We start from the raw sequence: 24,820 nt of genomic DNA on the forward strand, positions 1-24,820 counted from the left end.
GAATCAGCCCGCCGTGATCCGGCAGGAAGAGCAAGGATCGATGCGGGTTTCAGGGTATAATCCGGCCCTATGGACGCCTTGCCCGACGACATTGCCAGCCTGCGCGCCGCCTTGGCGCAGGCCGAGGCGCGGGCGGACGCGGCCGAAGCCGAAGCGGCGCGGGCCAGGGCGATGGCGTCGAATACCGAGGCGCTGATCGCCGGCCTGAAGCTGGAAATCGAGAAACTCCGGCGCGAACTCTATGGCACGCGCTCCGAGCGTAAGGCGCGCCTGCTGGACCAGTTGGAGTTCCAGCTCGAAGAGCTGGAAGCAACGGCCAGCGAGGACGAGTTGGCGGCCGAGCAGGCCGCTGCCAAAACCACCGCGGTGGCGGCCTTCACCCGCAAGCGGCCGTCGCGCCAGCCCTTTCCCGACCATCTGCCGCGCGAGCGCGTCGTTGTGCCGGCTCCGGTGAGTTGCCCGTGCTGCGGCTCGGACAAGCTGTGCAAGCTGGGCGAGACGATCACCGAGACGCTGGAGGTGATCCCGCGCCAATGGAAGGTGATCCAGACGGTGCGCGAGCGGTTCTCCTGCCGGGCCTGCGAGACGATCAGCCAGCCGCCGGCGCCGTTCCACACCACCCCGCGGGGCTGGGCCGGCCCCCACCTGCTGGCCACCCTCCTGTTCGAGAAGTTCGGCCAGCATCAGCCGCTGAACCGGCAGGCCGAACGCTTCGCGCGGGAGGGCGTGCCGCTCAGCCTGTCCACCCTGGCCGACCAGGTGGGCGCAGCCGCCGCGGTGCTGAAGCCGCTGCACGACCTGATCGCCGCGCATGTGATGGCGGCGGATCGCCTGCATGGCGACGACACGCCGGTGCCGGTGCTGGCCAAGGGCAAGACCGACACCGGGCGGCTGTGGGTGTATGTGCGTGATGACCGGCCGTTTGCCGGCCAAGCCCCACCGGCAGCACTGTTCCACTATTCGCGAGATCGCAAGGGCGAACATCCCGAACGGCACCTGGCCGGCTTCACGGGCTGGCTGCAGGCCGATGCGTTCGCCGGCTACAACCGGCTGTACGAACCCGACCGCAAGCCGGGGCCGATCCGCGACGTGCTGTGCTGGGCGCATGCCCGGCGCGGCTTCTTCAAGCTGGCCGACATCGCCGCGAACACCAAGCGCGGCAAGGACGCCCCGCCGCTCTCACCGCTGGCACTGGAAGCCGTGAAGCGCATCGACGCCCTCTTCGATCTCGAGCGCGCCCTGAACGGCAAGCCGGCGGCCGAGCGGCTGGCGGCCCGCCAGGAGCACGGCATCGCCCTGGTAGCCGCGCTGGAGGACTGGATGCGGACGGAGCGCGCCCGGCTCTCCCGCCATGCCCCCGTGGCCAAGGCGATGGACTACATGCTGATCCGCTGGGGCGGCTTCACCAAGTTCCTCAGCGACGGCCGGCTGTGCCTGACAAACAACGCCGCCGAACGCGGCCTGCGCGGCATCGCTCTGGGCCGGAAAGCGTGGCTGTTCTGCGGCTCCGATCGCGGCGGACAGCGAGCGGCGATCATGTACGGCCTGATCACCACGGCAAAGCTCAACGACGTTGACCCGCCGGTGTGGCTCGCCGACGTGCTGGCCCACATCAACGACATCCCCCAAACCCGCCTGCATGAACTGCTGCCCTGGAACTGGAAAGCAATCCGCGAGCAGACGAAAGCTGCCTGACCGCGGCACTCACCGGATGCTTACTGAAATCCGGGCGGTGCCCGCGGAATGGAGCCGCGGGCGCCACAATCCGCGCGTGGTGAAACGCAAGATGAGCAACTTTCCCACCCGCAGCCGAGCCGCCGCGCCGGACCATCGCCGCTGGAGCTACGAGGACCACATCCACATTCTACCGCCCACTGACCTGCAGTCGCTGGCGCCCCTTCCCGAAACGCCTGAACCAGTGTCCGCGGCCGAACTGCAACCACCACGGCAGATCGCCGTGCCGCAACACCAGACCGCCAACATGTCAAGGCGTGGCGCGCCAGCGGCCTACCGCGAGCCGACTACTGCCGCCGCCACGCCCTCAATCCAAACACCTTCAATCGTTGGGTGGACTGCCAACACCCCAGCGTCAGGCCAAAATACTGCAAGGTTCAAGGCGACGCTTAACAACACGGTATTGCGACTATGATACTAAAGAACCCTCAGGGGCAACACAATAAAGAACCGTTTCCCACGGCCCCCAGTGATGATGACGAATATACATCTCGTAGTCTGGATATATATCCTTGATCAAGATTGGAAGTGTCCAGAGATCGTTCCCCCAATGATAAATGCTAACTGCAAGCGTTGGGCGGTAGCGACGAATGAGCTCCTGGCTACCCAGTAATGCGCCCTCTTCGGCACCTTCCACATCATACTTGATGAAATTAGGAGGCGCATCAGCGAGGATAGCATCTAAGGTCACAACGGGGATAGCCTTTCCACGCCCCTGTTCGCCGGTAAGCTTTGCACATGCCTCTCCATCGTTTGACAAATAGTAGAGGCCGTTTTTGGACCAAGCTCCACATGAATAAGTAAGAAAACTTGTTTCCGGATATTCCGCATAGAGAGCAGACGCGGTTTTCTGTAGCCTTGTAAAGCAGCGGGGATCAGGTTCGAATGACGCAATGTAAGAGACAGGTACTCGACTGTTATTCATTACGTGCATCATAGTATCTCCATCAAACGCGCCAACGTCGGCGAATTTCAAGGAGTCAATTCCCCGATAGATATCAATTGTCATAGGAAAATAATGAGGTATTTGATCTGGCAAATCGATCAATGGTCCTTTGCGAAGATCAGAACGCAGTTTTAGAACTTTTTCAAGTATACTTATGCTTGTCTGGTCGCTTAAAAATGACCTAACCTCAGATATCGCCCGATGGTCTACATGGACATCTTCATATTGCGTCAGGCCAGGGTAAAAGCGTTTCAAAAAGTCCTCATAGTCACAATTTTTCCACGCCATATCCCAAGCAATGCGTAATCCAGGATAAGGCCACATGAACTTATCCCAGGTCAGTATACGGCCAAAGCCCTTTTCTTTTAATTCTTCAATTAGAGTCTTTTCTGGGAATCTTTCTGATTTGTGATCATTCCCAAGCGTAAATAGTAATTCAATGTTTTTGCGTTGCTCAACCTCAGAAATCCTTAGGACAGGCTTGCCTAGGACCTCACGCGCTTCAATGAATTCGTCCACAAAAAATTCGACATCATCCCCCCTAAGGTGCATGTTTTCCAAAACAGTACGTCCGCCGTTACCGGCACCGTAGATCGCCCTCTTCATAGGCAAGCTTCCCTCACATGAAAATGCACTGCATGACGAGATAACATTAAAGAAAGAGAGAATAGATTAAAACCCGAGAAAGTGTTTTTCAAAATTTTCCAACATTCCATGATTCTACCAAGCTATCATGGTCAAGGAGTTCGGCCATCCGGCTTTCGCCCTCGCAGATCCGGGTATGCGGGTTTCTTGCAAACGGCTGGTAATCCCCTCATACAGGACATCGCGTCCGTGGGGACGTGATACAAGGCGTTGGCAAGGCGAAGCGAAGCGCCTCAAAGCCTCGAACCTGTCCCCACCTGCCGGCTTTTCTAGTACTACAGCCGGGATTATTTGTCTGGCCGGCTGTTGAAGGGTTCATCCTACCGGAGGGAGGTCGGGATGACGACAGTGACGGAAGCGGCGAGTCGGGCAGGCGATCTGGAAGCCTTGGCCATCCGGATCGGTCCACGATTTTGCCGGCCCGAGGCGCGCGAGCGGCGCGCGAGCGGGCACGGCGCTATCTGGCCGGGCTTCTGGCGCCGCTGGAACGCAAGAATGGTTGGCATCTGGCTGAAGCTGCCGGCGATGCCAGCCCTGACAGCGTGCAGGATTTTCTGGCCCGGATGCGTTGGGACGCCGATGCCGTTCGCGACGACTTGCGGGCTTACGTCGTCGAGCATCTGGGTGCTCCCGACGCCGTGCTGGTGCTGGACGAGACCGGGTTCCTGAAGAAGGGCGAGCGTTCGGTCGGCGTGCAGCGTCAATACTCCGGCACGGCCGGGCGTATCGAGAACTGCCAGATCGGCGTCTTCCTGGGCTACGCCGGCCGGCACGGCTATGCCCTGATCGACCGAACCTTGTATCTGCCGCAGTCCTGGGCCTGTGACGAGGAGCGCCGCCGCACAGCCTGGGTGCCCGAGACGGTCGCGTTCGCCACCAAGCCCAAGCTGGGGCTGACGATGCTGGAGCGGGCGCTGGACGCCGGCGTCCCTTGCGCCTGGGTAGCGGGCGACAGCGTCTACGGCACCGACAGCGCCATCCGGCGAACACTGGAGCGCCGTCGGGTCGGCTACGTGCTGACCGTCACCAGCGGCCAGCGGCTGTGGCCTGGCACGGTGAGCGACTGGGTCGAAGAGGTGCCGGCCGATGGCTGGCATCGGCTCAGCGCGGGCGATGGCGCCAAGGGGCCGCGCTTGTATGATTGGGCCCGCCTGCCGTTCCGCGGTGCGCCCGAGGGCTGGAGCACAAAGCCCTGTTGATCCGGCGCCGCCTAGGGGATGGGGATTTGACCTTCTACCTGACCCTTGCTCCAGAAGGGACCGCTCTGGCCGATCTGGTACGGGTGGCAGGCGCGCGCTGGACCATCGAGAGCAGCTTCGAGATGGCCAAGGACGAGGTCGGGCTCGACCAGTACGAAGTCCGCTCCTGGACCGGATGGCACCGGCACATCACCTTGGCCATGCTGGCATTCGCCTTCCTCACCGTCTTGCGCAAGGCGGCCATCGGGGGGAGAGGACCCGCTCGATCTGGCAGCCGATCTCCTTCCCCTGACCGTGCCGGAAGTCCGTCGGCTCCTCTACCATCTCGTGGCCAGCCCACCACCCAATCAAAGCGCCGTTATCGCTTGGTCACTTTGGCGAAGACGTCACCAGCAACGGGCAAGACGGGCACATTGGAAACGACGCACCCAAGCCCATAATGCCCGGCTGTAGTACTAGAGCGGATTCCGATCATTCTGGTTCATAGCCTGCGGCGGTGAAGTAGGATCGGCAGTCATTGGGGGTGACGGCGTCGATGGCGTCGCGGATGGCTTCCCAGAGATCGGGCAGGGTTCGGGCGGCGGCTTTTCTCAGCCGGGTCTTGATTTTGGAGAAGGCCATCTCGATCGGATTGAAGTCGGGACTGTAGGGCGGCAGGAGCATCACCGTCGCCCCGGCTGTTTCGATGGCGTTTCGAACAGCGGGAAGTTTGTGGGGTGGCAGGTTGTCCATCACGACGATGTCGCCGGGCGTCAGCGTGGGCGCCAGAACGCGTTCGACGTAGGTGAGGAAGGCCGCACCGTTCATGGCGCCGCCCAGCGTCATCGGCGCGGTGACGCCGGACAGCCGTACCCCTCCGCCGAGCACCGCCTTGTGACCGAGCGGGGAAGCTGAATCATGGGGCCTGTCCCTATGGTTATCCCTATGGCAGTCCCTATGACTATCCAACGCGTCGAGGTGATCACGGGCCAGGAGCGGCGGCGGCAGTTCAGCGACGAGAAGAAACTGCGACTGGTCGAAGAGGCGTTCCAGCCGGGCGTCAAGGCGACCGAAGTCGCCCGGCGCCTGGGCGTGGACGTCAGCCTGCTGTACCGCTGGCGCCGCCAGTTCTTCGGTCAGCAGCCCCGGCTGCCCGCCTTCATGCCGATCACCGTCGCCGCCGACGCTCCGGCACCGGAGGAGGTGGCGGAGCCGACAGCGGCGCCGGCGGCCTCACCAGCCGGTCTCATCGAGGTCGAGTTCGCGACGGCGCGCTTGCGCATCACCGGCGCGGTCGATCCGGCCCTGGTCGGCACGGTGATCGCCGCGTTGTCGGGACGGTCGGCATGATCCCGGTGCCTTCAGGCGTGCGGGTCTGGCTGGCCGGCGGGGTCACCGACATGCGCTGCGGGATGAACTCGCTGGCGCTGAAGGTCCAGGAGGGTCTTGGCCGTGATCCTCATGGCGGCGATCTGTACGTCTTCCGTGGGCGTCGTGGCGACCTGGTGAAGTGCCTGTGGCATGACGGGCTCGGCATGTCGCTTTATGCCAAGAGGCTTGAGCGGGGCCGTTTCATCTGGCCCAGCCCGGCCAGCGGAGCCGTGGCCATTTCCGCGTCCCAGCTCGCGTATCTGCTCGACGCCATCGACTGGCGCAATCCACAGCAGACTTGGAGACCGCGCTCGGCCGGATAGGCTGCGGCACAGTGAATCAACCCGCCGCTCTCCGGCGGGAAGAACGAGGATTGGTGCGGGTTTCCGGGTACAATCCGGCCCCATGGACGCCCTGCCCGACACCATCGACGCCCTGCGCGCCGCGCTTCTCGAAGCGCGGGGCCGAGCTGCGTTGGCCGAGGCGGACGCCGCCCAGGCGCGGGCCGAACGGTCCGGCGACCAGGCGCTGATCGCCACCCTGAAGCTCCAGATCGAGAAGCTCCAGCGCGACCTCTACGGCCGGCGCTCCGAACGGACCTCCCGACTGCTCGACCAGCTCGAATTCCAGTTGGAGGAGGCGGAGGCAAGCGTCGGCGAGGACGATCTGGCGGCGGAACAGGTGGCCGAGGCGACCGGCGCGGCCCGCATCACCCGCAAGGCGCCGTCGCGCAAGCCGTTCCCGGCGCACCTGCCGCGCGAGCGCGTCGTGATCCCGGCGCCGGCGGTGTGCCCATGCTGCGGCTCGACCCGGCTGTGCAAGCTGGGTGAAAGCGTGACCGAGACGGCCGAACGCATTCCCGCGCGGTGGAAGATCATCCAAACGGTGCGTGAGAAATTCTCCTGCCGGGACTGCGAGACGATCAGCCAGCCGCCGGCACCGTTCCACACCACGCCGCGCGGCTGGGCGGGACCGAACCTGCTGGCCACGCTGCTGTTCGAGAAGTTCGGCCAGCATCAGCCGCTGAACCGCCAGTGCGAGCGCTTCGCCAAGGAGGGCATGGAGATCAGCCTGTCCACCGCGGCCGACCAGGTAGGGGCGGCGTGCGGGGTGCTGAAGCCGCTGCTCGACCGGCTCGAAGCGCATGTGCTGGCGGCAGAGCGGTTGCACGGCGACGACACGACCGTGCCGGTTCTGGCCAAGGGCAAGACCGACACCGGCCGCATCTGGGTCTATGTGCGCGATGACCGGCCGTTTGGCGGCGAGGCGGCGCCGGCAGCGCTGTTCCATTACTCCCGCGACCGCGGCGGCGGGCATCCCGAGGCGCATTTGACCGGCTGGACCGGGGTGCTTCAGGCCGACGCCTATGCCGGTTACAACCGCCTCTACGATGCGAGCCGCCAGCCGGAGCCCGTGGCCGAGGCCCTGTGTTGGGCACACGCGCGTCGGAAATTCTTCGAACTGGCCGACATCGCCGCCAACAAGCGGCGCGGCAAGGGAGCGCCGCCGATCTCGCCCTTGGCGCTGGAGGCGGTGCGGCGCATCGACCCGCTGTTCGACATCGAGCGTGAGGCGCTGGGGCGTTCGGCGGCCGACCGTCTGGCGGTGCGCACCGAGCTGTCCAAGCCCCGGATCGAGGAACTGGAAAACTGGATGCGAACGGCCCGGGCCGGGATGTCGAAGCACGCGCCGGTGGCCAAGGCGATGGACTACATGCTGACCCGCTGGGAAGGCTTCACCCGCTTCCTGCGTGACGGACGGGTCTGCCTGACCAACAATGCTGCCGAACGAGCGTTGCGCGGCATCGCACTGGGCAGACGGGCATGGCTATTCTGCGGATCGGATCGAGGCGGGCAGCGCGCCGCCGCCATGTACAGCCTGATCGTGACGGCAAAGATGAACGACATCGATCCCCAGGCGTGGCTGGCCGACGTTCTGGCCCGCATCAACGATCTGCCTCAGACCAAGCTGCACGAACTGCTGCCCTGGGAATGGAAGCGGCTGCACGAGGCGACCACGGCGATCTGAGGAACCATGGCCAGAACCCGCAACCTCGTGACCATGGAGCGCGTCGCCGAGATCCTCGGCGAGGACGTCGAATGGCTGATCGACATTGCCATCGAGCTGGAGCCGGAGGACGGTTGCCTGGCCGTGTTCGGCCCAGGCGAGCAGTGGTTCTATGCCCTGACCGAAGATGGCGTCGAAAGCCTCAAGGAACTCATCCAAATCCACCGAGCAGCACGCTGAACGATTCGATCCGCACCCGCGTCACTCACCGGATGCGTACGGACAGCCGGAGCGCGCCGACGAAGGTGGTCGTGTTCCAGTGGCCATGCGGGACCGGAGCGCGGCATCGCTCGCCCCTTGGCGCGCGGCCGTACATCCGGGCCATCTTCGTGGAGGTGCCGCACTCGTCGATGAACACCAGACGCTCCGGATCGAGGTCCGGTTGGCCGTCGAACCAGGCTTCGCGCTGTTCTGCTATGTCCGGCCGGTTCTGTTCGGCGGCATGCGCCGTCTTTTTTTCCGCGTCACGCCGTGGCGCTGGAAGAACCGGCACACGATGCTGGGCAAGGGGCGATAGCCCGTTGCCGCGTCCAGACGCTCGGCTACCTCCGCCAGGGTCAGGTCCGGCTCCGCCGTGATCAGAGCCAGGAGGAACTCCCGGTGCTCATCGATCCGGCGCGAGCGCACGTTCCCGCCGCGCTTGTCCGGTGTCAGGTCACCCCGCGTGCGCGCCCGTGCCACCCAGCGGATCGCAGACGATACGCCAACACCGAAGCGCGCCGCCGCCGCCCGACAGGAAGACCCGGCATGAACGGCATCGACAACGCGCTGACGCAGATCGACGGAAAGCGCCTTGGACATGCGGGCCAGCCTCCTTCACCAGCCCGAATCTTGAATCACATTTCCGACCTCACGGGAATCACCCGATTCACATGCACGTCAATCCGCTCTAGATGTTCCGCCATCGGTAGCCGGGCCAGATGCTACAATTACGATAGGCTACACAATTAGATCAGCATTACTCATTATACATTATGACTGATCATTTCCAAGAAAACATCTATAATGGAACTGATAACTTCTGATGACACATGGCGTGAAACACCATCGTCGTTACCGTAAACTTGGCCAATATGAGGATATATCCAGCGTACAACCTCGAAACTCGGCCAATAATATACATTCTGAAGGTTCTTCTTCATCACTTCATGGACCGCCACCCGCAATATAGATTTGCTCACACAATCGGCCAGGACCGCAGAAGCTCGCTCAAAGCTGACAAGAAGAGGAATCGGAGAAAGAGTAAGGACAATTTTGACATCTGGATTGATAATGCGAATCAATCTGATAATTTCCATTATATTTTGGACATTCTCATCCACTCCGGTCGTTCTAAATGTATAGGATTCTGATAGAATCCGACTCCCAACCCAGGTTGAATTCGGAATAACGGCGTTCCCTCCAAATTCTGCGTCAAAGAATGCCGCTCCTAATCCCAAGGTATATATAAAGCAATCAGCCTTTTTTAGTTGTTCTATAGTTTGTGCTTGAGATAGACCTAGAAGACTTTTCAGATTTTCAGAAGATTTCTCATCTAAATTTATGGTCCCAGAGGCCCATTCAAAAAAAATGCGATTTGTAAAAGTGTTGTTGATATCTTCTCCAATCGGCAGATGCCAGACCGATCGGCCATGACGCTTTAACTCTGCCGCGACATTACCAGCAAAGCAGGAACCAAAAGTCACGAAATGTGCCTCCCGTCCAAGTATTGGAGGAGAGTGGAAGAACTCGTTAGCCACATGCTTTCGAATGACATTGACAAAATTTTCTTCAAGATCTTTTTGTAGCGGATAACGAGCAAACGATTTTCTTCTGCTCCTGGCTTTTGGGTGATTGACGACGACAGTCGAGGAAACAGGAAGACCTGCCGCGACAACAGTCTCCAAAGGCTCTCCCATCCGCGCCAGCAGACTTCCAAGATCGTGTTGCGCCTCCCTATCATTTGGATCAAGCTCTAGCAACCGCTCATATGCTACCCTTGCTTGGGCCCATTCATCCACATACATCGATACCGTAGCCAAAACTCGCCACGCTTCCGTCCAGTGGGATGCCAGCCGAACCGCCCATCTCGCCAAACGAAAAGCCTCACGGTTTTTCGCTGGAATGCCGAGGCTCATTAAACATTTGGCCGCCCGCACCTGGGAGTGGACAGCACCTGGCCTTAGGACCGCTGCCAACATCAATTGATTGGCCATTTCCCTCAAACGGCGCTGGAAATAGAAAATTTCTGCCCGCAACTCGCAGGCCTTTGGGCAGGGTTTGACAGACTCAAGAGCATCGAGGCCCTCTTGATATCGGCCCAGGCGCAGCAGAGATTCCGCCAAGAGAACTCGTGCCTCTGCATCGTCTGGTTTTAGCAGCAAATAGTCGGTTAAGGCTGCAGCCACTTCCTGATCACCGTCCAGTCTGGAGAGCAGAAGCGCCAAGTTGTCACCGTTCATCCCAACCGTCCGTCCATATTCTGATAAGAATTCCTGTATTTCGAGTACCGAGCCGCCAATCCAGTGTACTGACACAGATCAAAGATCATAGACTGTCCAAGCGAAGCAATGCGATGCGTTGAGGATGGGCCACAAGCATCCTCCCACTGCACCCAAGCCCTATCGCTTCGCCACAGATACCATGACACCTCACACTAGACATCAGCACCGCCATCTATGGAGCACAGTGATGAAGCTTGAAGTGCTTATCGAAACCCCGCTCCGGCGCATTCAACCAATGATTGTGGTTGGCTTCAGACCAGTCGTGATATACCCCCTAGGAAAGAAACCGAATACCTCCCTCTTCATAGGCAGAGGCTAACTCTGCAAAAGCCCAAGGTCTCAGACAGGCTGTAAACCTAGACAACTGAGGAGTTAGACCCGTCTTTTGCAGCAACTCTACAGCTTCCTTGCGATTTCCTTGACGCAAGCGCAGCACTGCCATGGAAGAAAGAACCCAATGATTGTCTTCCGCAAGATGAAGGGCGGCATTCATCCATTGCTCCGCATTGCCCATGTCTCCAATTTGGAGCAAAGCTAAGCTCATGGTACTAGCTGCCATTGGATCTTTCTGACACCAGTCGCTTTCCGCATCACCCAGCGGCATTTTCAGCAACTCAACAGCCTTTTCAGGCTGGCCCTCAGCAATAGAGATTAGCCCCAAACCAACTCGTCCTCGCAGTTGGTAAGGGCTGTTTGATCTAGCAGCCTCTCGTTGATAGTGGGTTTTGGATTCGACGAGGTCACCTTGAGCATGCAACACTTGAGCAAGGTCGATTGTTCTCGCGCTGTCATCAGGGTGATGCGCCAAATGGTGACGCAAAGCTTTTTCAGCGGCAGGCCACTCACCCGCGACCAGATAAGCCCAAGCCAATTGATCCATCATGGTCATGTTGTCTGGATCCACGGATGCCAGTGCTTCCAGACAGGGCAAAGCACACGACCATTGCTGCTGCACAATCAAATTGTGCAGCACTTCGGCGATGTGGTCCGAAAAGTTGTCCGGAATGTCAGACGGTGATGGTCGAATCTTACTGGCCAACCTACGGGCCTCCTCGATTCGCCCCGAGAAGCTGAGAGCTATGGTCATTACTGACTGGACCCATGGGAGATCGCTTCCTGCTTGCATCGCTTCTGATGCGAGCCGCAACGCTCCATCACAATCTCCATCCTTTAGTTGGCGGATCGCAATAACGACCAAGCCCAAGGCAAAATAATTGGGTGACACCCGCAACGCTGCTTGTTCAGCAACGGTGCTATCCTGCCCAACGGCTTGAAGCAAACGGATCAGACGAACCTGACCCTCTAGCCGATGAGGCTGCAGATCAACCGCTCTACTGTAAGAAGAAAGCGCATTGGCTATGCTTCCCTCTCGCTCAAGCGCAATGCCCATTTCCAAACAATAATTGGCAAATGTAGACACACGGATATTTTGACGCCATTGCTCAATTGCTTTCGGAGATAAATCAATGGCTGATGCTTTATGAGAAAACATGTATGTACCCTTTGGTGCGCGGAAACGACCGAGGCAGCTCCGACCGTAAGCCACCTCACCATAGCAATAAGGGATACATCAAACCAGAGACTGTCACGAATCAGCACCGCTGTCTCGTCCTGCGCGGACAATGGCTGATACTGCATCACGAGAAAGGTTGGCTTATCAGGGCGCGGAAAAAGGGCTGTGCACGGCTCTCGTGTCGTGATTCCCTCCTGTGAGGGAAAAGGTGATGGGCGAGGGAATGATGCGGGGCTTGGACGAACGTAGCGAGGGTCTTTTCAGCTAAGTGAGCTGCGAGGCGCGGGTTCCGGCGACCCATCCATTGTGGGCGATCCGGCATCGTGGACGAAGCGCTGGAGGTGATGTCACGACCTTTGAGGGTCTGTACCCCAAGATCGGGCAGCCTTCGATCCCACCGGAGAAGCTGCTGCGGGTGTTGCTGCTCCAGGCCTTCTACTCGGTGCGCTCGGAACGGCAGTTGATAGAGCAGCTCGACTACAACCTACTGTTCCGCTGGTTCGTCGGCTTGTCGATGGACGCTCCGGTGTGGGACGTGACGGTGTTCACCAAGGGCCGGGAGCGTCTACTGGCCGGAGATGTGGCGGCCAAGTTCCTGGCCACCGTGCTGGGCCAGCCGAAGGTGAAGGCGCTGCTGTCGGACGAGCATTTTTCGGTGGACGGCACGCTGATCGAAGCCTGGGCCTCGGTGAAGAGCTTCCGGCCCAAGGATAGCAGCGGTGAGGGGCGTAGCTGGCATGGTTTGGGAGTGTCAGGAATTCCGTGCTTGGCGGGGTTATCCTAGAACTGAAGGAGACCCGACATGGCCCGACGCAAAGAGCCCGTTATTCCGGACGCGATCCTCGACCAACTGCTGGCTGGAGCTGACGCCAAGACGGCATTCGACCAGAACGGCTTGCTAGGGCTGGGACTCATAACCAGTAGCAGACGGCAGCGGCGATGCAGACGGCGGCATGGAAGTTTGTGGCCAGCCGGTCGTAACGGGTGGCGACACGTCGGAAATCCTTGAGCCGATTGAACATGCGCTCGATGGCGTTGCGGTTTCGATAAAGGTATGGCGAGAAACAGTTTTTCCAGATGCGGTTGATCTTGGGCGGGATGTTTGGCGCGGCTCCAATCGCCTCGATCTTCCGGCGCACGGCGTTGGTGTCATAGCCCTTGTCGCCATGGATCAGATCTGCGGCGGCGACTTTGTCGAGCAGGGTGTCGGCAGCGACGCAATCCGCGACCTGCCCGCCGGTGAGTAGGAAGGCGATGGGGCGGCAGTTCCGGTCGGTCAGGGCGTGGATTTTGGTGGTGCGACCGCCGCGCGAGCGACCGATCGCTTGGTTCCGCTCCCCCCTTTTCCGCCCGAGGCGCAGCGATGCGCCTTTACGGCGGAGGAATCGATCAAAACCTCCGCGGGCGGTCCTCCGGCGGTGGCCAGAGCGTGAAACAGGTTCGACCAGACACCCTTGGCCGCCCAGCGCTGGAAGCGGTTGTACAGCGTCTTGCGCGGCCCGTAGACCGCAGGGGCATCCTTCCACCGGCAGCCGGAGATCAGGACATGCACGATACCGCTGATGACCCGGCGATCATCGACCCGGGGCTTGCCACGGGTGTCCGTCGGCAGATGTGGTTCAAGCCGCGCAAACTGCGTGTCGGTCAGCCAAAAATAGTCTCGGTCCAACAGCGGTCTCCTTCCGGAGACCTTGAATCACAACCCCGAACCCTTGGGAATCCCTTTATGGGTCCCAGCCCTAGACCAGCTGAAGAAAGCGCTGACGGAGCGTGCTCTGAAGGCGGAGCTGGATCATCACCTGGCCGGTGACGAGAGCGGCAACCGTCGCAACGGCTACGGCCAGAAGACGGTGCTGACCGAGGGTGGCTCGGTGGGCCTGTCCATTCCCCGCGACCGGACGGGAACGTTCGATCCGGCGCTGATCGGCAAGTACCAGCGCCGCTTCCCCGGCTTCGACGAGAAGATCGTGTCGATGTACGCGCGGGGCATGTCGACACGGGAGTCAACCGGCAGCTCTACCGGCGGCGCAACGTAGTCGACCGCTGCGTCGGCTGGCTCAAGCACTGCCGTAATCTCGCCAGCCGCTCCGACAAGCTCGCTCTCAACTTCCTGGCCTGGATCAAACTCACCATAATCCGCCGGTCGCTGCGCAGGCTCTGTCCGTCAGACACTACCCATGCCTTCAGCCAGCTCGGTAAGCAAAAACCGAAGAAGGGGGTTTTTCAGCAGCCTGTTAGATGATAATCATCCTGGTATACGGTCTCATATAGATGGAGCTTAGAGAATGACTTTGGCAATTTACGGCGCTGGAAAAGGTGGCCGCCTTTTGCTTGATGTCGTACGAAGCAATGGAGGAACTGTTGATTTTTTCATTGATGAGCTTATCTCTATCCGTGAAATCGACGGCATACCCATTATAAGGGTATCAGATATCCAGGAAAAAACAAACTTAACAGTTTATTTTACCATTAGTGAAGATCAAGAAGACGTGCATAATTGTGAAAAAAAAGCAATAGATTATCTTCGCGATAGCGGGGTAAGAGAAATCATTACCTGGAGCGGCATTGCAGAAATATATCACGAAATCAAAGAATTTAACGAAAAATGCTATAATACCGTTGATTATCAAAAATTTTGCTATGAACGCCAGAATGGCTTGCGAAAATTCTCAGAAAATATTCCAAACGATAAAGAGATTTCTGAAATAAAGTCCATTCTGAGCGACCAGAAAAGCATTGAATTAATGGGAAAACTTATTCGCCATAGGAAAGAAATGTATGAAGGCCCATTGCTTAATCTTCCAGACCAGTTAACTCATTATTTCCCTAAATCTATTGATATATTTAGAGGAATTAAGCGGCTAAGGTTCGCCGACTGCGGCGCTTTCAACGGTATTACAGCAAAAAACGCTTTAAAGCTTTCTAAGGTTCCTGTTGATTACGTGGCTTCATTTGAGCCATCACCCACTTCATTTTTGAGGCTGCTACAGACGTTTAAGGATCTAAAGCACCTATATCCTCAGACGAAATTTTTTGCATATTCTTGCGGTGTCTGGTCTGGAAATGAATTTCTCCGCTTGGCAAATGAAGGCGTAGAGTCTGCTGCTATAGTTGGAAAAAAGAGCGATGGGTCAGATATTGCTGTTGTATCTCTCGATGCCATTCTGTCCACAGAACCCCCAAATTTCATCAAGCTTGATGTCGAAGGGGCAGAATCGGAAGCTTTGCAGGGTGCGCGTTTCTTGATCTCAGAATATCAACCAACTTTGGCCATCAGCGCGTATCACAAGGGTGATGATCTTTGGAAACTGCCAATGTTGGTCAAGAGCCTGTACTCCGATTATCAAATTTATATTCGACACCATCATTGGAGCCCTTTGGAAACCGTCCTGTACTGCGTCGCTCCGAATGGAACCAAAATTTCAGGGTGAAAATCCTTTCTAATCGTGGTTAGCGGGTCAAGGCGCAGATATCTTGTTAATGCTGCTTTGATCCGCGCTCTCATTTTGGCGCTGCTATACCCAGCACCGGATACCCCTCCGGCAAATCCATTACCTGCGGCTCCGGCATCGGCCCTAGCTCCGCCACCATCGCGCCCCAGGACCAGCCAACCCCGAATCCGGCCATCAGTGTCTTCACCGGCCCAACCGCCAGCACCCCCCCCATGCTGTGGCAGATCGCCAGCGGGATGGAGGCGGAGCTGGTGTTGCCGAAGCCCTGCATGTCGATGACGAACCGGTCGGCCGGCGCCTTGATGCGCTTGCGCAGATGCTCCAGCATGAATGCGTTGGCCTGGTGAAGGACGAAGCGGTCGATGCCGTCCACGTCGGTGCCGGCATGCTCCATCGCCTCGCGCAGCAGCGGCGGCACGGCGCGCAGCGTGAAGGAGAACACCTCCGCCCCGTTCAGCGTCAGGCGCGAGTCGCGCTCCAGCTGAGCGGCTGCCTCCGTGTCAGTGATTCGACCGGCTGTGCCGACCGGCGGGATCAGGCTATGGCGCTTGCCGCCAGACTTGACGAAGATGTGCGGCGCGCCGGCGCCGTCGGTGCCGATCACCACCGGGATGGGGGACGCTGCCGGGTCCACCTCCAGCGCGGTGGCCGATCCGGCATCGCCGAACAGCGGCAGGGTGGCGCGGTCCTCCGGGTGCAGGTGGCGGGTCGGGTTGTCACCGCACAGAACCAGCGCCCGCTTGGCTGTCGATCCGCCCAGCAGCTTTGCCGCGATCCACAGGCCGTAGACATAGCCCGAGCAGCCCAGCGGCACGTCGAAGGCCGCCGCACTGGTCGGCAGCCCCAGCCGGTGCTGCATGATGCAGGCGGTGGCCGGCAGCACGTAATCGGCGTCCTGCGAGACGAAGACCAGCACCTCCACCGTCGCCGGTTCCCAGCCCAGCTGCTCCATCAGCCCTTCAGCCGCGGCGAGGCAGAGATCCGACGCGCAATAGGGATGCTGCAGCACGCGGCGTTCCTGGACGCCGATGGTGGCGGCCAGCTTCTTCGCCTCCTCCACCGTGAACATGCCGGGGTCCTCGACGAAGGAATGGCGCTGGGGCGGCACCACCGCGCGCAGGCCGGCGATCCGGATGCCGTCGATGATGGCTTTCATGGCTGTCCTGTCCTTCGCGTCTTCGCAGCCCGGCAGGGGCGCTTGTCTCGGCCGGTGTCCGGCACCATAGCGCACAGTGACGCCGGATTGGTTTCCGAAAGATTGATTGCGCCGCATGGCTCCGCCGTAACCGCTGCTGCCGATCGGGAAAGGGGCATGGCGCCCGGCACCAAAAGGCCGCAGCCCCGGACGCGCTGATGTCGGCCGCCCGTCGTGCTATGGTCCGCATCCCGATCCGCCACCACCCTGGATTTCCTCACCATGACAGCCGCCTACAACCCCATGGACCTGACCGGCCGCCGTATCCTGGTGACCGGGGCGTCGGCCGGGATCGGCCGGGCGACGGCGGTGGTGCTGGCGAAGCTGGGCGCCCGGCTGGTGCTGAACGGCCGCGACGAGGAGCGGCTGGCAGAGACCGCCGACCGTCTGGAAGGAGACGACCACGCCATCGCCCCCTTCGACCTGTCGGACCTCGAAGCCGTGCCCGGCTGGGTAAAGGGGCTGTGCGCCGACGACGCTCCCCTCGACGGCATCGCGCACTGCGCCGGCATCCAGGCGCTGCGGCCGATCCGCATCTTCTCCGCCGCCTTCTTCGACGAGGTGATGCGGGCCAATCTGGGCAGCGCCTTGGCACTCGCCCGCGGGCTGCGGCAGAAGGGCTGCCATGCCGAGCGGGCGGCAATCGCGCTGATCTCCTCCACCGCCGCCACGGCGGCCTCGCCCGGCAACGTCGTCTATGCCGCCAGCAAGGGCGGCATCATCGCCGCCACCAAGGGGCTGGCGGTGGAGCTGCTGAGCGACGGCATCCGCGTCAACTGCGTCGTTCCCTCCATCGTCGAGACCGAGCTGATCGAGCGCGGCAAGCAGAAGCTGACCGCCGAGCAGTACGAGCATCTGCGCACGCTCCAGCCGCTGGGCTTCGGCCATCCCGACGACATCGCCCACATGATCGCCTATTTGCTCGCCGACACCAGCCGCTGGATGACCGGGTCCATCGTCACGGTGGACGGCGGCCGCACCGCCTGAGGCCCCGCGATGCCGAACGAAGCTCCCGAAAGCCGCCGGCCCGAAACCCGCTGGTTCCACCTCTGCCTGGCGGACAACCTCGCCAGCCCCAACGCCTTCGTCACCACGCGGGTGGGGGCGGTGCCGCTGGTGGTGCAGAACATCAAGGGGCGGGTGGTCGCCTTCCGCAACGTCTGCACCCACCGCTTCGCCGTGATCCATGGCGAGCCGGCGGGCTGCGGCCCGCTGCGCTGTCCCTATCACGGCTGGAGCTTCGACGCCGACGGCCTGCCGGTCGGGCTGCCCTTCAACCCGACCGACTTCCAGCTGGAGGCGGAGGGGCGCCGGCGCCTGGCCCTGCACCCGGCCTCCCTGGCTCGCTGCGGCCGGCTGGTCTTCGTCCGGGTGGCCCTCGACGGTCCGTCGCTGGAAGAGGAGTTGGGCGCCGACCTCTTCGCCCGGCTGGCCGCTTTGTCCGACGCCTTCCCCCACCGCGGCGTCGCGTTGGAGCCGGCGGACGGTTGGGAACGCATCGAAGCCGCCAACCTGCGCATCCATCGGGCGCCGGACGGTGCTCTGGTGCTGCACAGCGCCGCGCCAGACGGTGCAGACAGCCGCTTCTCCCGCACCGTCACCCTTTATCCCGCCACCGCCCTCACAACCGCCCCAACAACCGCCGATGCGGAGCTGCCGGCATGAGCGCGCATTCCGTCCACAGCATCGTCCCCGAAAACGGCGCCTTCCTGCCCCACAGCCATTTCTGGACAGAGGAAGCCTTCGCACAGGAGCGTGAGCGGCTCTTCGGCCGCTGCTGGCTCTACATGGGCGTGTTCGACGCCACGAATGTCCTGACCGCCGAGATGGCCGGGCTGTGCTTTGAACTGCGGCGCCAAGGCGAGGCCATGGACGGCGTCTGCCGCGACGGGGATCGGGTGCGGCCCCTGCAGATCGACCGCTGCGGCGCCCTGGTCTTCGCCCGCATCGCACAGGACAACGGTCCCACCCTGGCTGAACATCTGGCGCCCTATGGCGAGCGGCTGGCGACGATGTCGGCCAACTGCCTCAACCCGCAGGCCCCGGTCGGCATCGCGTTCCAGGCCAACTGGAAGGCGCTGGTCGAGAACACGATGGACGATTTCCACGGCTCCACCGTGCATCCCGACACCATCCATCCCGCCGTGCATCCCGACTGGCAGAACGGGCTCGTCACCGAACGCCATGGCGCCAACAGCGACTCCCGCTGGCTGCTGGCCGACGGCACCGCCGGCTGGTGGGCGAAGCTGGACGCCAAGCTGCGTATGCGCCGCTTCGCCGAAGAGCCCGTCTACCGCCACATTTTCATCTTCCCGAACTTCTATCTGGCGACCTTCTACGGTGCCACGGTGATCCCGCACCGGGTCGATCCGGTCGCTCCCGATTCCGCGGTCCTGCGGTGGCAGCTGTTCCTGCCCACCACCCGGCTGGAAACGGCGCGCGAGCAGGCCTTCCACCGCTCCACCGCCGCTTATCTGATCGAATCCGCCAGCACTGTGATCGCCGAGGACCGCCCGGTCTGCGAGGCGGTGCAGCAGGGCCGCCCGGGCATCGCGGACCTTCCCCACATCACCGGCATCTACGGCCGGCGCGAGCGCCGCATTCTCGACTTCCATCAGGCGATGCTGCGCCAGTTGGGAGAGGCTGCATGAGCGGAACCCTCACCTTCATCGAGCCGACGGAGGACCACGCCCAACTTATGCTCGACTGGCGCACCCGGCCCGACATCGCCGGCCAGATGCTGAGCGTCGTACCCTATGACGTGGAGCGCCAGAAGGCATGGCTGCGGCGCTGTGCGGAACGGGACGACTATGTCCACCGCATCCTCTGCGTCGACGGCGTGCCGGCCGGCCATGTCTCCATCACCATCACCGAACCGGAGTGGCGGATCGCCACCATCGGCGTGCTGATGGGCGAGCGGGCAGGGCGGACGGGGGCGGCCCCGCTGAACTTCGCCTACATGCTGAACCACGTCTTCTTCACGCTGGGGCTGCGCAAGGTGGTGAACCACATCCTGGGCACCAACAGCCCCCGCCTGCTGAAGGGCCAGCCGATGATCGGCTACCGCCCGGTCGGCGTGCTGAAGCGCCAGGTGGTGAAGGACGGGCAGGAGATCGACCTGCACATCTTCGAAATGCTGGCCGAGGACTGGCTGGCGGTGCGCGACCGGTTCAGGGTCTATCAGGACATGGACGGGCGGGAGTGGCGGTGAGGGAGAGAACGCTATCATTGAAATCGATGCAATCACGACCTAACCTTCTTCCCAACATGCCGAGGAGCACAGGATGGCCAGCCTCACGATTCGGAACTTGGAGGATCCGTTGAAAGCCCGGCTGCGGATCCGTGCCGCCCATCACGGGCGTTCCATGGAGGATGAGGCCCGCCACATTCTGCGTGCAGCACTTACGGAAGAGCGGCAGCCGGTTCCGGATCTCGGTGCAGCAATCCACCGGCGCTTCGCGCGGCTCGGCGGCGTCGAGGTAACGGAGGCAAGACGGGAAGCCCTGCGACCTCCGCCCAGCTTCGACTGATGATCGTCCTCGACACGAACGTGCTTTCGGAACTGATGCGCCCGGCCCCGTCCGAAGCCGTACTTCGCTGGTTCGCCGGACACCCCGCCACCACCCTGTTCACGACGACGATCACCCAAGCGGAAATTCTCTTCGGTCTCGCCCTGCTGCCGGAGGGGCGGCGGCGAAGCGACCTGCTGATGGCGGCGGAGCAGATGTTTGCCGAGGACTTCGCCGGCCGGGTGCTGCCCTTCGACAGCATGGCGGCAAAAGCCTTCGCGCCCATCGCTGCGGGACGACGGCAACAAGGCCGGCCAACCGGGGCCTTCGATGCGCAGATCGCTGCTATCGCTGCATTCCGTGGCGCTTCCTTGGCAACCAGGAACGTGGCGGATTTTCTGGATTGCGGGGTGCCAATCATCAATCCGTGGGAAAGTTAAAGTCAGCCGCCCTGCCAGACCGCGACCATTTTCCCCTCAACTCGCTGCCCCCGGATGCGGAGAAGCGGCGCAGCGCCGACATCCAGAATGTTCCCGTCGATCCGCGGCTCTTCACACCAATGTCGGCGGACTGACCGCCTTACCCCCGCAGCACCCCCAGCGGCGCCCCCTGGAATCCTGGAAAGCCGCGCGCCGCCGGTGCGCCGATCAGTTCCGACAGCACCGTCCGGTAATCGGTGGTGACCGCCAGATCGACGCCGCGGTCCAGCTGGTGGCTGGCCAGCCCCGGCCAGCGGCCCAGCATGCGCCCGCCCGCCACCCGGCCGCCCAGCACCAGCATGGCGCCGCCATGGCCGTGGTCGGTGCCCTGGCTGCGGTTGCCGCGCAGGCGCCGGCCGAACTCGCTCATCACCACCACCGTCAGGTCGCGCTCATAACGCAGGGTATCGGCATGGAAGGCGGCAAGCGCGCGCGACAGCTGACCGGCGGCACTGGCGAAGCGCCCCTGCTGGTTCTCGTGGGTGTCCCATCCGCCGACATCGACGCAGGCCGCCCGCAGGCCGATGTCCATCTTCAGCATGCGGGCCACCGTCTGCAACGCCCGCCCGGCCTCGGTCTCCTCATAGACGGCCCCGCCCTCCGCGTCATAAGCGGCGACCTTGCCGCCAGCCTCCCGAGGCAGCCGGCCATCGACCGCCGACAGCCCGTCGAGCGCCGCCCGAGCCGCCCGCTCATAGGCGCCGTCGCCCTGCCGGCAGAGCGCCGCCAGCACCGCCGCCGCCTGCGGCCCGCCGGGAGGGGCCAGCCCGCCGCGCAGGTCGGGCACGGCAAGCGCGCCGCCCATACCGGCCAGGGCGGCGGCCGGAGCAGCGGCGGTGCCGATGGCCGGAACGCGTCCTTGCAACCCCTCACCATGCCCGCCCTCGCCAAGCCAGCGGGCGACCCAGCCGCTGCCGGTGCGGGCAAGGTCCTCCTCGCGGGCGATGCCGCGCTCCATCAGGTCCTGGGCGACGAAATGGCTGCGGGTGCCGTCGGTCAGCCCCACCGCATGGACGATGGCGAGCCGGCGGGCGGCATACAGCTCCGCCAGCGGGGCGGCGTCGGGATGCAGGCGGAAGTCGAGGGAAGGGGCCAGCGTCTGGTCCAGCCGGATGCCGGCCTTCGGCCCCTCCGCCATCACCCGCAACTCCGGCGTCCGCGCGGCGCGATAGTCGGGGTCGTCGGCCGGCGCCACCAGTGCCAGCATGTCCGCCCCACCGCGCAGGAACACCACCACCAGCGTGCCGGCCGGCGCTTCGGTAGAAAATCCATCGGCGGCAAAGGCGAGGCTGCGGACGCCGGGCAGCCCCGTCAGCACGCTCCCGGCCAGCCCGAGACCGGCCGCCAAGCCGCCCTGCATCACACCGCGGCGTGAAATCGTCATGGCTCAAGCCTCCCTCAACGCTGGTTGAAGCGTGGCGCCATCGCCACGAAGGCGGCGACCCGCCGCAGCCGGCCATCGTCGGTCTTGGCGCCCGCCGTCGTGCCGGGCGTCAGAATCGCGTCGGCCGCCAGCCCCATGCCGGACAGGATGGCGGCGGTGGTCGCCCGCTCCGGCTCGCCGCCATGCAGGATCTCCTGCCAGCGGTCCACCGCCGCCGCGGCCGACAGCGGGGCCGGGAAACGGGCAGCGAGGTCGATGGCCCCGGTCTCCCAGCGGTTCTCCGCCAGCCCGAGCAGCAGCGACCAGCGCCGGCGCATGGCGGCGGCTCCCAGCCATGCCTCCATCCGGTCGGGATGGCCGACCGGGGCGGGCCAGCCGAACAGCCGCTGGCCGCTGCCGTCCAGCTCGCCCAGCAGGGCGTTGGTGGGGACGAGATCGATGCCGGCGCCGCGGGCGAAGGACGCCACCAGCTCCAGCGGGCGCTTCACCTTGGCATCGCGGATCCGGGCGAAGTCGGGGGACAGCGCGATGGCGCGGACGACGCGGGCGATCTGGTCCGGCTTGCTGCGGCTCTCCGTCCACACCCGCGCCGCCAGGGCGACCAGCCCGGCCGGCGGATCGTCGGCGACCAGCCGGCGGCACAGCGCGGTGCAGAGGTTGCGCGCTGTCGCCGGATGGTCGGCGACGAGGTCGAGCACGCGGCGCCCGTCGTCCATCGGCGACTGGAAGGGGTCGAACTCCCGCCCCAGCACCCGCTTCTGGTAACTGTCGTGCCAGCCCTCGACATAGGTGAAGCGGCCGGTCACCGGCAGCCTGGCATCGCCGCCCAGCCCGGCGCCGTCCTCCAGCGTCCAGCCGGTGAAGGCGCGGGCGGCCTCGTAGACATCCTGGTCGATGTAGCCGTCGGGGGCGCCGCGCAGCGCCCCCGGCACGTCGCGCCAGCGGTTGTAGAGCGCGTTCAGATAGGCGTCGCGCCCCAGCCCGTGCAGCTCGAACAGTTCGCGGGCGTAGTTCTCGTTGGCGGCGCCGGCACGGGACGAGCGGTTGTTCAGATAGACCTGCATGGCGCTGCTGGTCGCCACCGCCTCCAGGAAGGCGCGGAAATTGCCCAGCGCATGGCGGCGGATCACGTCGCGGTCATAGACGGGGAGGGCGGCGGCCACCGCCGGCTCGCCCGCCGCGTTGACGTTGAAATGGTTGTGCCAGAAATCGACCAGCACCTCGCGCAGCTGCCAGCGGCTGTGGACGGCGCGGATCAGGGTGGCGGCTGCGGTCTCCAGCCGCGGCCTCTGCCGCTCCGGACCGGCGACCGCCGGACGGTTGGCGGCCAGCGGCCACAGCGCCTCGATGGGTTGGCTCAGGCAGGCCAGCGGCCGGTCCTCGTCCACCGCTTCCCAGCCGTCCCCGGCGGGATAGCGGATGCGCAGCCTGGCAGCTGCGAGATGGCGCTCGACCTCGGGGTCGTCATGACCATCGGAGGAAAGATCGGGAGACAGCTGCCGGTCGAGCCAGCGGGCCAGCCAGTCGGGCCGGCCGGTATCGATATCACCGGCGCCGATTTCCGCGGTTCGTGGACCGAAGGCAAGCCGGCCGAAAACGACGGCAGGGGGAATCGTCATGGTGCCGCCCATGGTGGATGAACCTCCGACGACCAAGCCCCCTGCCCGATGATGACAGACCCCCAGTTCCCCGGACAGCGACAAAAAAGCGGCGGCAGGGGGGAGACGGCGTCAGCCCATCATTCCCCGCCACACCGCGTGGAACTGCTGGATGCGCTCCTCGTTCAGGCCGAGCATCGCCGGGCGGTCCGTCTGGCGGCACCCCCGGAAGGCCAGCTCCGACGCCTCTTGGTCCTCGCGCAGCAGGGCGACGTTGAGGTCGCGGGCACCCTCCTCGATCAGGCGGCGGGCGGCGGGACCGCCCCTGCCGGCATCGCCGTCCGGATCGGCCAGGAACAGGCGGAGGCTCAGCGCGCAGCGGTCGGGCCCCCGCGGATCGTAGGTCTGGACGCTCATCACAGCACCGCGGGTGAAGCCGATCTCCAGGTTGGGGAAGATGTGCAGGTGGTCGTACTCGCGCAAAACCGGGCTGGGGCGGAAGCCCAGCCGGTCCGACACGCCGTCCCACCAGCGGGCACTCCTGTCCGACACCGACGTGACGCCGCGGGAATGGGCGCCGTCATAGTCGCAGCGCCAGTCGCCCTTCACCAGCTTGCGGAAGGTGGTCGGGTGGGTGAGGTCGGCGTGATAGACCTCCAGCACGCTTTCCACCCCCATCTTCCAGTTGGCGGCCCACTCCATCGATTGCTCGTCGAAGGAGCGGACGAAGATCTCCGAGGCATGGCGCAGCACGTCGGCAGTGACGCCCAGCCAGTCGTCGAGATCCGGCCCCTCCGCCGCCACCCGCAGGAAGACGAAGCGCCCGCACACCCCCACCGCCACCGGGGTCAGGGAGCGGCCGCAGCGGCCCTCCCGGTCGAGACCGAAATTCGCCTCGTTGCCGGGGATGCCATAGGGCACGCCGTCGCGGTCGAAGGTCCAGCCATGATAGCCGCAGCGCAGCATGCCGTTGCCGCGCTGCGCCCGGTGGATCAGGGCGAAGCGGTGGGTGCAGACATTGCGGAAGCCCCGCAGTTCCCCCTCGAAATTCTGCACCAGCACATCCAGCCCGCCGATGCGCCGGGTCAGATAGTCGTTGGGCCGGGCGAGGTCGTCGGTGAAGCCGGCGAAAACCCAGGACCGGCGGAAGACCCGCTCCTCCTCCGCCCGGAAGATCTCCGGGTCGTGGTAGGCGGCGGGGGCGATGCCGGGAACGGCCTTGGCGGCGAAGAAGGGGAGGGGGCTTTCCATGATGCAGGAAGGGTA

The 24,820-nt window shown here is 63.1% G+C and carries 22 protein-coding genes and 3 pseudogenes; 15 read left to right on the forward strand and 10 right to left on the reverse strand.

Annotated elements, in window-relative coordinates:
• Positions 1-69 precede the first annotated feature (69 nt).
• Positions 70-1,695 carry an IS66 family transposase gene (locus TSH64_RS01615; RefSeq protein WP_109095390.1) on the forward strand — a complete coding sequence of 542 codons (1,626 nt, stop codon included), beginning with the start codon at positions 70-72 and terminating at the stop codon, positions 1,693-1,695.
• Between the two features lie 448 nt (positions 1,696-2,143).
• Here TSH64_RS01615 and TSH64_RS01620 read toward each other — a convergent pair whose 3' ends face one another.
• A complete protein-coding gene (locus tag TSH64_RS01620) occupies positions 2,144-3,286 on the reverse strand; it encodes an FkbM family methyltransferase (RefSeq protein WP_109095391.1) in 1,143 nt (380 codons plus the stop codon).
• Between the two features lie 378 nt (positions 3,287-3,664).
• On the opposite strand from TSH64_RS01620, the pseudogene TSH64_RS01625 reads away from it, so the two are divergent.
• Positions 3,665-4,745: pseudogene (locus TSH64_RS01625) on the forward strand (IS701 family transposase); the annotation flags it as partial.
• Positions 4,746-4,995: 250 nt separating this feature from the next.
• On the opposite strand, the gene TSH64_RS01630 reads toward TSH64_RS01625, so the two are convergent.
• The gene (locus tag TSH64_RS01630) at positions 4,996-5,472 is read right to left on the reverse strand and encodes a transposase (RefSeq protein WP_348770316.1); all 477 of its coding nucleotides are present in this window, start codon (positions 5,470-5,472) and stop codon (positions 4,996-4,998) included.
• Here TSH64_RS01630 and TSH64_RS01635 point away from each other — a divergent pair.
• The 4 genes from TSH64_RS01635 (at position 5,461) to TSH64_RS01650 (ending at position 8,121) form a co-directional block, all read left to right on the forward strand.
• Entirely contained in the window at positions 5,461-5,853 is a 393-nt protein-coding gene (locus TSH64_RS01635; protein ID WP_158285315.1) for a transposase, read from the forward strand. The genes TSH64_RS01630 and TSH64_RS01635 overlap by 12 nt on opposite strands.
• Entirely contained in the window at positions 5,850-6,197 is a 348-nt protein-coding gene (tnpB, locus tag TSH64_RS01640; protein WP_109095288.1) for an IS66 family insertion sequence element accessory protein TnpB, read from the forward strand. The genes TSH64_RS01635 and tnpB overlap by 4 nt, the downstream gene beginning before the upstream one ends.
• Positions 6,198-6,279: 82 nt before the next feature.
• A complete protein-coding gene (locus TSH64_RS01645) occupies positions 6,280-7,902 on the forward strand; it encodes an IS66 family transposase (RefSeq protein ID WP_109095289.1) in 1,623 nt (540 codons plus the stop codon).
• Positions 7,903-7,908: 6 nt separating this feature from the next.
• On the forward strand, positions 7,909-8,121 hold the full coding sequence (locus TSH64_RS01650) for a hypothetical protein (protein WP_109095290.1): 213 nt from the start codon (positions 7,909-7,911) through the stop codon (positions 8,119-8,121).
• 234 nt (positions 8,122-8,355) lie between these two features.
• On the opposite strand, the gene TSH64_RS01660 is transcribed toward TSH64_RS01650, so the two are convergent.
• The 3 genes from TSH64_RS01660 to TSH64_RS01670 all read right to left on the reverse strand — a co-directional run bounded on the left by TSH64_RS01660 (position 8,356) and on the right by TSH64_RS01670 (position 11,916).
• Positions 8,356-8,742 (reverse strand): IS630 transposase-related protein, encoded by a 387-nt coding sequence (locus tag TSH64_RS01660; RefSeq protein WP_109095180.1) that lies wholly within the window; start codon positions 8,740-8,742, stop codon positions 8,356-8,358.
• 164 nt (positions 8,743-8,906) lie between these two features.
• On the reverse strand, positions 8,907-10,382 hold the full coding sequence (locus TSH64_RS01665; RefSeq protein ID WP_109095181.1) for a GSCFA domain-containing protein: 1,476 nt from the start codon (positions 10,380-10,382) through the stop codon (positions 8,907-8,909).
• Positions 10,383-10,698: 316 nt separating this feature from the next.
• Positions 10,699-11,916 carry a tetratricopeptide repeat protein gene (locus TSH64_RS01670; protein ID WP_109095182.1) on the reverse strand — a complete coding sequence of 406 codons (1,218 nt, stop codon included), beginning with the start codon at positions 11,914-11,916 and terminating at the stop codon, positions 10,699-10,701.
• 289 nt (positions 11,917-12,205) lie between these two features.
• Between TSH64_RS01670 and TSH64_RS01675 the strand changes: the two are divergent.
• A pseudogene (locus TSH64_RS01675) lies at positions 12,206-12,661 on the forward strand (transposase); the annotation flags it as partial.
• Between the two features lie 187 nt (positions 12,662-12,848).
• On the opposite strand, the gene TSH64_RS01685 reads toward TSH64_RS01675, so the two are convergent.
• A protein-coding gene (locus tag TSH64_RS01685; protein ID WP_109095184.1) for an IS5 family transposase occupies positions 12,849-13,606 on the reverse strand; the annotation gives its coding sequence in 2 pieces (ribosomal slippage) (positions 12,849-13,273 and positions 13,273-13,606; 759 coding nt in all).
• 70 nt (positions 13,607-13,676) lie between these two features.
• Here TSH64_RS01685 and TSH64_RS01690 point away from each other — a divergent pair.
• Positions 13,677-13,946, forward strand: a pseudogene (locus TSH64_RS01690) (transposase); the annotation flags it as partial.
• A gap of 276 nt (positions 13,947-14,222) precedes the next feature.
• Positions 14,223-15,368: an FkbM family methyltransferase gene (locus TSH64_RS01700; RefSeq protein WP_109095185.1), complete on the forward strand. Its 1,146-nt coding sequence runs from the start codon at positions 14,223-14,225 to the stop codon at positions 15,366-15,368.
• Between the two features lie 70 nt (positions 15,369-15,438).
• Here TSH64_RS01700 and TSH64_RS01705 read toward each other — a convergent pair whose 3' ends face one another.
• Positions 15,439-16,545, reverse strand: a complete 1,107-nt coding sequence (locus TSH64_RS01705; RefSeq protein WP_109095186.1) for a ketoacyl-ACP synthase III — start codon at positions 16,543-16,545, stop codon at positions 15,439-15,441.
• A 261-nt stretch (positions 16,546-16,806) separates the two neighbouring features.
• Here TSH64_RS01705 and TSH64_RS01710 point away from each other — a divergent pair, with 261 nt between their 5' ends.
• The 6 genes from TSH64_RS01710 to TSH64_RS01735 all read left to right on the forward strand — a co-directional run bounded on the left by TSH64_RS01710 (position 16,807) and on the right by TSH64_RS01735 (position 20,533).
• Positions 16,807-17,571 carry an SDR family NAD(P)-dependent oxidoreductase gene (locus TSH64_RS01710; RefSeq protein WP_109095187.1) on the forward strand — a complete coding sequence of 255 codons (765 nt, stop codon included), beginning with the start codon at positions 16,807-16,809 and terminating at the stop codon, positions 17,569-17,571.
• Positions 17,572-17,580: 9 nt separating this feature from the next.
• The gene (locus tag TSH64_RS01715; RefSeq protein WP_109095188.1) at positions 17,581-18,249 is read left to right on the forward strand and encodes a Rieske 2Fe-2S domain-containing protein; all 669 of its coding nucleotides are present in this window, start codon (positions 17,581-17,583) and stop codon (positions 18,247-18,249) included.
• Positions 18,246-19,235, forward strand: a complete 990-nt coding sequence (locus tag TSH64_RS01720) for an RHO alpha subunit C-terminal catalytic domain-containing protein (protein ID WP_109095189.1) — start codon at positions 18,246-18,248, stop codon at positions 19,233-19,235. The genes TSH64_RS01715 and TSH64_RS01720 overlap by 4 nt, the downstream gene beginning before the upstream one ends.
• Entirely contained in the window at positions 19,232-19,795 is a 564-nt protein-coding gene (locus TSH64_RS01725; RefSeq protein WP_109095190.1) for a GNAT family protein, read from the forward strand. The genes TSH64_RS01720 and TSH64_RS01725 overlap by 4 nt, the downstream gene beginning before the upstream one ends.
• A 73-nt stretch (positions 19,796-19,868) precedes the next feature.
• The gene (locus TSH64_RS01730; protein ID WP_109095191.1) at positions 19,869-20,114 is read left to right on the forward strand and encodes a plasmid stabilization protein; all 246 of its coding nucleotides are present in this window, start codon (positions 19,869-19,871) and stop codon (positions 20,112-20,114) included.
• Positions 20,114-20,533, forward strand: a complete 420-nt coding sequence (locus tag TSH64_RS01735) for a type II toxin-antitoxin system VapC family toxin (protein WP_109095192.1) — start codon at positions 20,114-20,116, stop codon at positions 20,531-20,533. Before TSH64_RS01730 ends, TSH64_RS01735 begins: the two co-directional genes overlap by 1 nt.
• A 139-nt stretch (positions 20,534-20,672) precedes the next feature.
• On the opposite strand, the gene TSH64_RS01740 is transcribed toward TSH64_RS01735, so the two are convergent.
• From TSH64_RS01740 to TSH64_RS01750, 3 genes are all read right to left on the reverse strand, one after another.
• Entirely contained in the window at positions 20,673-21,956 is a 1,284-nt protein-coding gene (locus TSH64_RS01740) for a DUF1501 domain-containing protein (protein WP_109095193.1), read from the reverse strand.
• A gap of 14 nt (positions 21,957-21,970) precedes the next feature.
• A complete protein-coding gene (locus TSH64_RS01745) occupies positions 21,971-23,575 on the reverse strand; it encodes a DUF1800 domain-containing protein (protein WP_247872678.1) in 1,605 nt (534 codons plus the stop codon).
• 111 nt (positions 23,576-23,686) lie between these two features.
• Positions 23,687-24,805, reverse strand: a complete 1,119-nt coding sequence (locus TSH64_RS01750) for an SRPBCC family protein (protein ID WP_109095195.1) — start codon at positions 24,803-24,805, stop codon at positions 23,687-23,689.
• Positions 24,806-24,820: the final 15 nt, after the last annotated feature.

The sequence above is a fragment of the Azospirillum sp. TSH64 genome (genome assembly GCF_003116035.1).
GTDB lineage: Bacteria > Pseudomonadota > Alphaproteobacteria > Azospirillales > Azospirillaceae > Azospirillum.